This window comes from Zarconia navalis LEGE 11467 (assembly GCF_015207075.1).
Taxonomy (GTDB): domain Bacteria; phylum Cyanobacteriota; class Cyanobacteriia; order Cyanobacteriales; family Geitlerinemataceae; genus Zarconia; species Zarconia navalis.
Genome location: NZ_JADEXN010000238.1, coordinates 1 through 7,642, shown reverse-complemented (window position 1 = coordinate 7,642; position 7,642 = coordinate 1). Strand labels below are relative to the sequence as shown.

At 49.7% G+C, this 7,642-nt stretch carries 6 protein-coding genes; 4 read left to right on the top strand and 2 right to left on the bottom strand.

All coding sequences use genetic code 11. The annotated features are described in order from the left end of the window. Nucleotides 1-904, bottom strand: a 904-nt coding sequence (gene tig / locus IQ235_RS13265; protein WP_264321932.1) for a trigger factor, incomplete at its 3' end; no start/stop codon positions are given. 576 nt (nt 905-1,480) lie between these two features. Here tig and IQ235_RS13260 point away from each other — a divergent pair. From IQ235_RS13260 to IQ235_RS13245, 4 genes are all read left to right on the top strand, one after another. Then, on the top strand, nt 1,481-2,524 hold the full coding sequence (locus tag IQ235_RS13260; protein ID WP_264321931.1) for an aspartate-semialdehyde dehydrogenase: 1,044 nt from the start codon (nt 1,481-1,483) through the stop codon (nt 2,522-2,524). Between the two features lie 55 nt (nt 2,525-2,579). Next, nucleotides 2,580-3,464, top strand: a complete 885-nt coding sequence (gene dapA / locus IQ235_RS13255; RefSeq protein WP_264321930.1) for a 4-hydroxy-tetrahydrodipicolinate synthase — start codon at nt 2,580-2,582, stop codon at nt 3,462-3,464. Between the two features lie 163 nt (nt 3,465-3,627). Further along, complete coding sequence (locus tag IQ235_RS13250) at nt 3,628-5,427, top strand: ribonuclease J (RefSeq protein WP_264321929.1); 1,800 nt, start codon at nt 3,628-3,630, stop codon at nt 5,425-5,427. A gap of 540 nt (nt 5,428-5,967) precedes the next feature. Beyond that, nucleotides 5,968-6,288, top strand: a complete 321-nt coding sequence (locus IQ235_RS13245) for a thioredoxin family protein (RefSeq protein ID WP_264321928.1) — start codon at nt 5,968-5,970, stop codon at nt 6,286-6,288. Nucleotides 6,289-6,357: 69 nt separating this feature from the next. Here the strand turns inward: IQ235_RS13245 and IQ235_RS13240 are convergent. Then, a partial coding sequence (locus IQ235_RS13240; RefSeq protein ID WP_264321927.1) for a response regulator occupies nt 6,358-7,642 on the bottom strand: 1,285 nt, incomplete at its 5' end.

Genomic DNA, 7,642 nt, shown 5'->3' with positions numbered 1-7,642 from the left:
TATTTTGAGCGGTTTTATCCTCAGCTTCTTTTTTAAATCGGGTAACGAGCGACTCGCGCAGTTCGGCTAGGGTCTCGAATTCGCTCGCTTCTTTGGCAAAGTCATCGTCGAGTTCGGGTAGCTCTTTCTCTTTGAGTTCTTTGAGAGTGACCGCAAACACGGCATCTTTCCCGGCTAGCTCCTCGTTACCGTATTCTTCGGGAAACGTAACTTGAATGTCCTTTTTTTCTTCGAGCTTCATTCCCGCAATCTGCTCGACAAAGCCGGGAATTAACTTTCCTTCGACAAGTTCGACTTCAAAGTCTTCAGCAGTCCCTCCGGCAAAAGGTTCGGTTTCCTCGCCTTGGGTTTCTGGTGCCAGCCGACCTTCAAAGTCGACAATCGCCACATCTCCCATTTGGGCGGGACGCTCCTCGATCGGAATTAAGGTGGCCTGCTCGACGCGACGCTCCTCTAAAAATTCATCGACTTTTTCAGGTTCGTATTTCACTTCTTCGACACGAACTTCTAGCCCTTGGTACTTATCTTCCTCGAGAGTGACTTCTGGGGGAACGTCTACTTTGGCTGAAAAAGTGAGGGGCTGTCCGGGGGTGTACTCACCCACCAATGCATCGAAATCAGAATTGAGTTGGTAGTTACCAAGGGCTTCGATCTGTTCTTGCTCGATGACTTTTTTGAGAGCTTCTTGGATTGCCTCTTCTAAAGCTGCGGCTTTAATCCGTTGGCTGCCCAAGCGCTGAAGCAAAATCTGACGGGGAACTTTTCCCTTGCGAAACCCAGGGATATTCGCCGATCTCCTGAAGTTTTGCACCGTGCGATCGTAGGTTTTCGCCGATAAATCTGAAGGGATTTCAATTTCTAAGCCGATCTGGCTAGCGGGAAGTTTTTCCTGGGTAACTTTCATGGGTTCACTGCGTGTCGGATAACAGCTGACCCAATCGCTATATATGAGTCTTGACTGGGCAGCTAGAGGGCTAGCCTACTCATAATAGCGGTAATAGCGGAAAATTTTCACCCCACGACGATCTGGTTTTCTCGTCCGAGCCTCGTCTCGATCGTCTTCCATAGAGATTTCCTTGAACCACAAGACTTTGCAGCTCGGGTCGCTCGACATAAATTGTCTCTTCTCCAAGGAGCTTTGTTCCTCACAGATGCTACCCGAAGCCGACCGACCTGTGATATCTTGATGGAGATGAGGCTCAACAAAGCTTAATTATCGTCAGTCTAAAATATTCACAAGCTTCACTACACTCAAAAAAAGTCCCAAACTAAAACAAGATTCACCTAAGCTAAAATATTGATATAGAGTAGGTATCGTGTTTTGAAGTGAGAGATATGCCCAGCTCGATTGCATTATTAGATACCTATAAAAAACTAATAAATATAAAACCGATCGAGTCATACTTATTCAACTCAAATCGATCGAATTATTACAACAAGCTTGTATTGATAAAACCCATCAAGCCGCTCTGTGGAGGAAATGAATTTGCCCCAAACCTATCGAATTGCGATCCTTGGCGCAACAGGTGCTGTAGGAACGGAAATTCTCAAAATTCTTGAACATCGAAACTTTCCCATCGCCGATTTGAAGCTCCTCGCATCCCCGCGTTCGGCCGGACAAACGATGTCTTTCGCCGGGGAAGCACTGACCGTGGAAGCTGTCAGTGCCGATGCGTTCGAGAACGTGGATATCGTCCTGGCCTCGGCAGGCGGCAGCATCTCGAAAACGTGGGTCGAATCGATTACTCGTTCCGGAGCCCTGCTCGTCGATAACTCCAGCGCCTTTCGCATGGATCCGCAAGTTCCTCTGGTGGTTCCGGAAGTCAATCCCGACGCGGCAAGCCTTCATCGCGGTACGATTGCCAACCCAAACTGTACCACCATCCTGATGGCGATGGCAGTGTGGCCGCTGCATCAAGTCCAACCCGTGCGACGAATTGTGGTGAGTACCTATCAGTCGGCTAGTGGCGCGGGAGCGCGGGCGATGGAAGAACTCAAAACTCAGGCGCGATCGATTTTAGATGGCGAAGAACCGAAACCGGAAATTCTCCCCTATCCCCTAGCGTTTAACTTATTCCCTCACAACTCTCCCCTCGACGAGAGCGGTTACTGCGAGGAAGAGATGAAGATGGTCAACGAAACGCGAAAAATTTTTGGCGCGGGCGACTTGAAGGTAACGGCTACTTGCGTGCGAGTTCCCGTTTTGCGCGCCCATTCAGAAGCGATCAACTTAGAGTTCGACAGTCCGTTTGCCGTGGAAGCCGCTCGGGAAATTCTCGAAGCGTCACCGGGGGTGAAATTAGTGGAAAATTGGCAGACCAATTACTTCCCCATGCCGATTGATGCGACGGGTCGAGATGAGGTACTCGTCGGTCGAATCCGTCAGGATTTATCCAATCCCCTCGCTTTAGACTTATGGTTGTGCGGCGATCAAATCCGGAAAGGAGCCGCCCTCAATGCCGTCCAAATCGCCGAACTTTTAGTGAGTCGAAACTTGGTTAAACCGACCGCCCTCGAAGTTTAGAGGTTTGGGAAAGCATGAATTTAGCGTTGCAAAAAGTTGACGGAGTGCAAATGTAGTGGATTTCGGACGAGTTCTAACGGCAATGGTCTCGCCGTTTGATGCCCAAGGAAATTTAGACTGCGCGATGGCGGAGAAGTTAGCCGCTTACTTGGTCGATAACGGCACCGATACGTTAGTGGTTTGCGGAACCACGGGGGAATCTCCAACCCTGACTCAGGCGGAACAGTTGGAGTTAATTCGCGTGGTCTGCGCTGCGGTGGCTGGCAAAGCCAAAGTGATGGTCGGAACGGGTTCTAACTCGACGGCGGGTGCGATCGACTACACTCAAAAAGCGGCAACGCTTGGTGTGGACGGCTCGTTACAGGTCGTTCCTTACTACAACAAACCGCCCCAGCAGGGTCTCTACCACCATTTCAAGACGATCGCCAGCGCTTGTCCCGACCTTCCCTTGATGTTGTACAACGTTCCCGGTCGCACGGGAGTTAACCTCGCTCCCGAAACTATTGCCAAGCTGGCTGAAGTTTCCAACATCGTTGCGATTAAAGAAGCCAGTGGAAACCTAGAGCAAGCAACGCAAATTCGTCGTCTGACTCCCCCCGAATTTACCCTGTATTCCGGGGAAGACTCCCTAACTTTGCCCCTGCTCTCTGTGGGATGTCAAGGAGTGGTTAGCGTCGCCAGTCATTTGGTCGGTCAACCCTTACAGGATATGGTGCGAGCATTTGCATCGGGTCAAATACAACTTGCCACCGAGATCCACTTGCGCTTGTTTCCCTTATTTAAAGCTCTGTTTGTCGCAACCAACCCCATTCCGCTCAAGTGTGCGCTCCAATATCTAGGTTGGGATGTGGGAACTTGTCGTCCTCCCTTGACCGAAGCCACTGATGAAGTGCGCCAAACCCTCGAAGCGGTTTTGAATCAGTTAGAACTTTTACCTTAAGCAGTTCTATTTCCAATCGAGCGATGCTTTCTCGTCGTTTAGGACCGTGAAGACGAGAGAACACTCGGTCGTCATTCGTGCCTCCAAATTTCCTAACTCCGTTCTTTGGAGAGCATTAAGATTTTCACTTTTGTCCACATTAGCTCCGATAACACCGATAAACATGAGTAAAAACAAAACGAAACCAACGCTCAAAATTATCCCCTTGGGGGGACTGCACGAAATTGGGAAAAACACCTGTATTTTCGAGTTTGACGATGAAATCCTGCTGTTGGATGCGGGGATTGCATTTCCCACCGAAGCCATGCACGGGGTCAATATCGTCCTGCCCGATATGACGTATTTGCGAGAAAATCGTCATAAAATCAAAGGGGCGATCGCCACTCACGGCCACGAAGACCATATTGGTGGTATTGCCTATCACCTCAAGCAATTCGATATTCCCGTAATTTACGGTCCTCGCTTGGCTCTGGCGTTGCTCGCGGGCAAACTTGAAGAAGCTGGAGTTTCCAACAGAACGAAACTCAAAACGGTGATGCCCCGAGAAGTGGTTCGCGTCGGGAAATCATTTTCGATCGAATTTATTCGCAATACCCATTCGATCGCCGATAGTTTTACTTTAGCGGTGACGACTCCCATTGGAACGGTCATCTTTACCGGGGATTTCAAAGTAGACCACACCCCCGTCGATGGCGAGAAGTTCGACCTTTACAAACTAGCTGAATACGGTGAAAAAGGCGTTCTGTGCCTTCTGAGCGACTCGACGAACGCCGAAGTTCCCGGATTTACCCCCTCCGAACGGTCGGTCTATCCCAATCTCGATCGCGTTATCGGGCAAACCCCCGGTCGGTTGATGGTGACGACCTTTGCCTCCTCCGTGCATCGGGTGAACATGATTTTAGAGTTAGCCGCCAAACACGGTCGATTCGTTTCTGTTGTCGGTCGCTCGATGCTCAACGTCATCGCCCACGCCCGCAACCTAGGCTATATCAAGTGTCGCGATGATTTGTTCAAACCCATTCACGAAGCCTCGAAGCTTCCCGATGAAAAAGTCTTGATTCTGTGTACGGGGTCTCAAGGGGAAACCCTAGCCGCCATGAGCCGAATTTCCAGAGGCGATCACCGACAAATTCAAATCAAAAAGGGAGATACCGTCGTGTTCTCCGCGAATCCCATCCCCGGTAATACCATCTCCGTTGTCAACGTCATCGACGAACTGATGAAGCTCGGAGCCAACGTCATCTACGGTCGCCGCCAGGGACTGCACGTTTCCGGGCACGGGTGCCAAGAAGACCACAAGCTGATGCTTGCCCTAACTCGTCCCAAGTTCTTCATGCCCGTTCACGGAGAGCATCGGATGTTGGTGCAGCATAGCAAAATCGCCCAGAGCATGGGCATTCGGGCAAGTAACATGGTAATCGTCGATAACGGAGATGTGGTGGAGCTGACTCAAGATAGCATCCGCATTGCCGATCGCGTTACATCGGGACTGGATTTGGTGGATTCCTCTCGCACGGGAATGGTTCGCGATCGCGTCTTGAAAGAACGCCAGCAACTGGCAGAAGATGGGGTGGTCACCGTCGCCACGGCCATCGATTGGGACGGCAAACTGACTTCTCATCCCGAAGTTCATATTCGAGGCGTTGTCGCCACGATGGAACCCGTTCGGTTAAAAAACAAAATTGTCGAAGATATTGAGAAGGTTTTAACCTCTCGGTGGAAAGAATTTGTCTCTTTGGATAACTCTTCCGAACAAGAGGAGTTGGAAGTCGATTGGGTAGGAGTCAAAACCCAGTTGGAGCGACAAATTCAGCGTACTTTGCGACGGGAGCTGCAAAGTAATCCCATGCTCGTATGCCTGCTACAAACTCCCAAAGACCAGCCTTCAACAACCGAGCGGGAATCCAAGCCTCCCGCAACAGGTCGGCGGCGGCGGCGTTCGACGGCTCGGGTGGCATCCTAGATCCTAATTGTCGATTGAGGTGAGTTCGAGCGTCAAAGTTCGAGCTTTACCTGTTTTGAATCTGACCCGCGACGTCCCCTCGCGGGTCAGATCGATCTGGCCCGCGAGTTTGCTTAACCTCGATCGAGTTTCGCCTGCACTTATAGCGGTTTACAGAAACATTGACCCCACAAACAGTGGACTCAAAAAATTTTTAACCCTGTAGGGGTCGTGCCCCTGTGCCTACCCCGTTTAAGTGGGTTGGGGTCTCCCTTCATGAAAACCGCTGTAAGTACTCAGCGTCGAGTAAAGCTGTTATAGCGGTAAAATAGCTTTGGGCATTAGGTTTGGGGTAACTTCTTCGAGATCGAATCGAATTGACTTGAGACGGTCTTCAATCGTATCTCTTTGGTTGAAATAGCAAACCTGTTGGTAACACTTTTGCTATTTTGAGTGCCTCGAACGCCATAACAATAGAAGAGCCGCTTTAATCTCTCAAGTTTTCAAAAAGAGATAAAAGCAATCTTTTTTAGAAGATTAAAGATGGAGAACAATTTTAATATGAGTCGTGCTGTGATTAAATTTTCCTCAGAAGATTGCGGAATTTGCCACAAAATGTCTTTTTTCGATCGAAAAGTGGCACAAGAGTTGAACTTAGATTTTGTGGATGTCAAATTACAAGACACCGAGACGTACCGCAAGTACCGTAAAATTCTCTTGGCACAATATCCCAATAAAGAAGGAATGGGGTGGCCGACTTACTTAATTTGCGAATCTCCCGAAGCCGATTTTAAAATTTTGGGGGAAGTTAAAGGCGGTCATCCCAAAGGAGAATTTCGCACTCGCTTACAGACTGTTTTAAATGAAGTTGCAAGCGAGTAGAAACGAATCGGGCTAGCACTCCGATAGCTGAAAAACATCGATCGCACGACGAATTTCCAAACCCAACGCTTAACACAATGGTGAGGGTTCGTCTTGGAGTTCCTCTTTTTTTTGTTTGAGTGCGATCGTTACTTTTTGATACTCGGCTTCCACTTGAGCCTGCAAAACTTCTGCATCGACGAGATCTTCAATCTTTCCTAAGATCTCTAGCTGTGCGGCTAAGTTCGAGAGTCCAAAGGCTCCGATCGCCCCACTGGTTGACTTCAAGGAATGAGCGGTCTCTTTGAGGGCAAGTGCATCTCCTTGGGTGAGGGCAGTCTGAACTCGATCGAGTAATTTGGGCGATTCCACCAGATAGAGATCGATGAGTTCTTCCAGGGCGTCAATTTCCTGTAAATCTTGCAGTATTTTGGTACATAAGGTCTCTCCCTTGTCTCCCTTGCTTTGCCTGTCCGGCGGCAATAGAGAGGATGTTTCTCGGTAGAACGACTCCATTGCCCCTTCTATATTGCCCCACTCTTCCACCGGACGGCATCGGATTAGCGCTTTGACCAACTCTTCCACCCGAATGGGCTTACTGATATAGTCATCCATTCCCGCTTTCAGACAAGCCTCCCGATCTCCGGCCATCGCATTGGCTGTTAATGCAATCAGTCGGGGACGACCCGAATCGGGCCACCGGGCACAGATATTTTGAGCCGCTTCCAAACCATCCATCACCGGCATCTGCACGTCAAGTAAAATGACATCGTAGGGTAGTCGCTGCAATGCGTCTAGCACCTCGATTCCATTACCCACCACATCTACGCGATAGCCCATCCGCGCGAGGGTTTGGGTGGCGACTTTCTGATTGACGACATTATCTTCAGCCAACAAAATTCTCAAGGGCAGACGCTGCGCCAGATGGGGATCGAGTTTGGAAGTGGAATTGCCAGTTCGTTCGATCGAAATCGGTTGACCGCTGCATACACCCACCAAGATGTTATAGATTTGAGATTGTTTGATCGGCTTGTTCGCAAAAGCGGCAAATTCCACGTCCCCTCTTTTGAGTTCGGTGAGTGAAGTGCCCAAAGAGGTTAACATCACCAGAGGTAACTTTTCCCCTCTAGGTCGTTGGCGGATTTTTGCCGCGAGGGTCAAACCGTCCATTTTCGGCATCTGCATATCGAGAATAGCCAAGTCAAATGGCTCTGCGACATCGAGTAGGTCTAAAGCCTCGCTTCCCGATGCCACTGCTTGAGTTAATATTCCCCAGGCTTGGGTCTGTAAGGTCAAAATTTTGCGATTGGTCGGGTTATCATCCACCACCAGCAGTCGTTTTCCCTGCAACTCCGCGCGGTCGAGGGCTTTACTT

What these genes read in the sequence shown, in the direction of transcription:
- IQ235_RS13250 (WP_264321929.1), top strand. Translation starts at nt 3,628, where the DNA reads ATGAGTAAAAACAAAACGAAACCAACGCTCAAAATTATCCCCTTGGGG.
- IQ235_RS13245 (WP_264321928.1), top strand. Translation starts at nt 5,968, where the DNA reads ATGAGTCGTGCTGTGATTAAATTTTCCTCAGAAGATTGCGGAATTTGC.
- IQ235_RS13260 (WP_264321931.1), top strand. Translation starts at nt 1,481, where the DNA reads ATGAATTTGCCCCAAACCTATCGAATTGCGATCCTTGGCGCAACAGGT.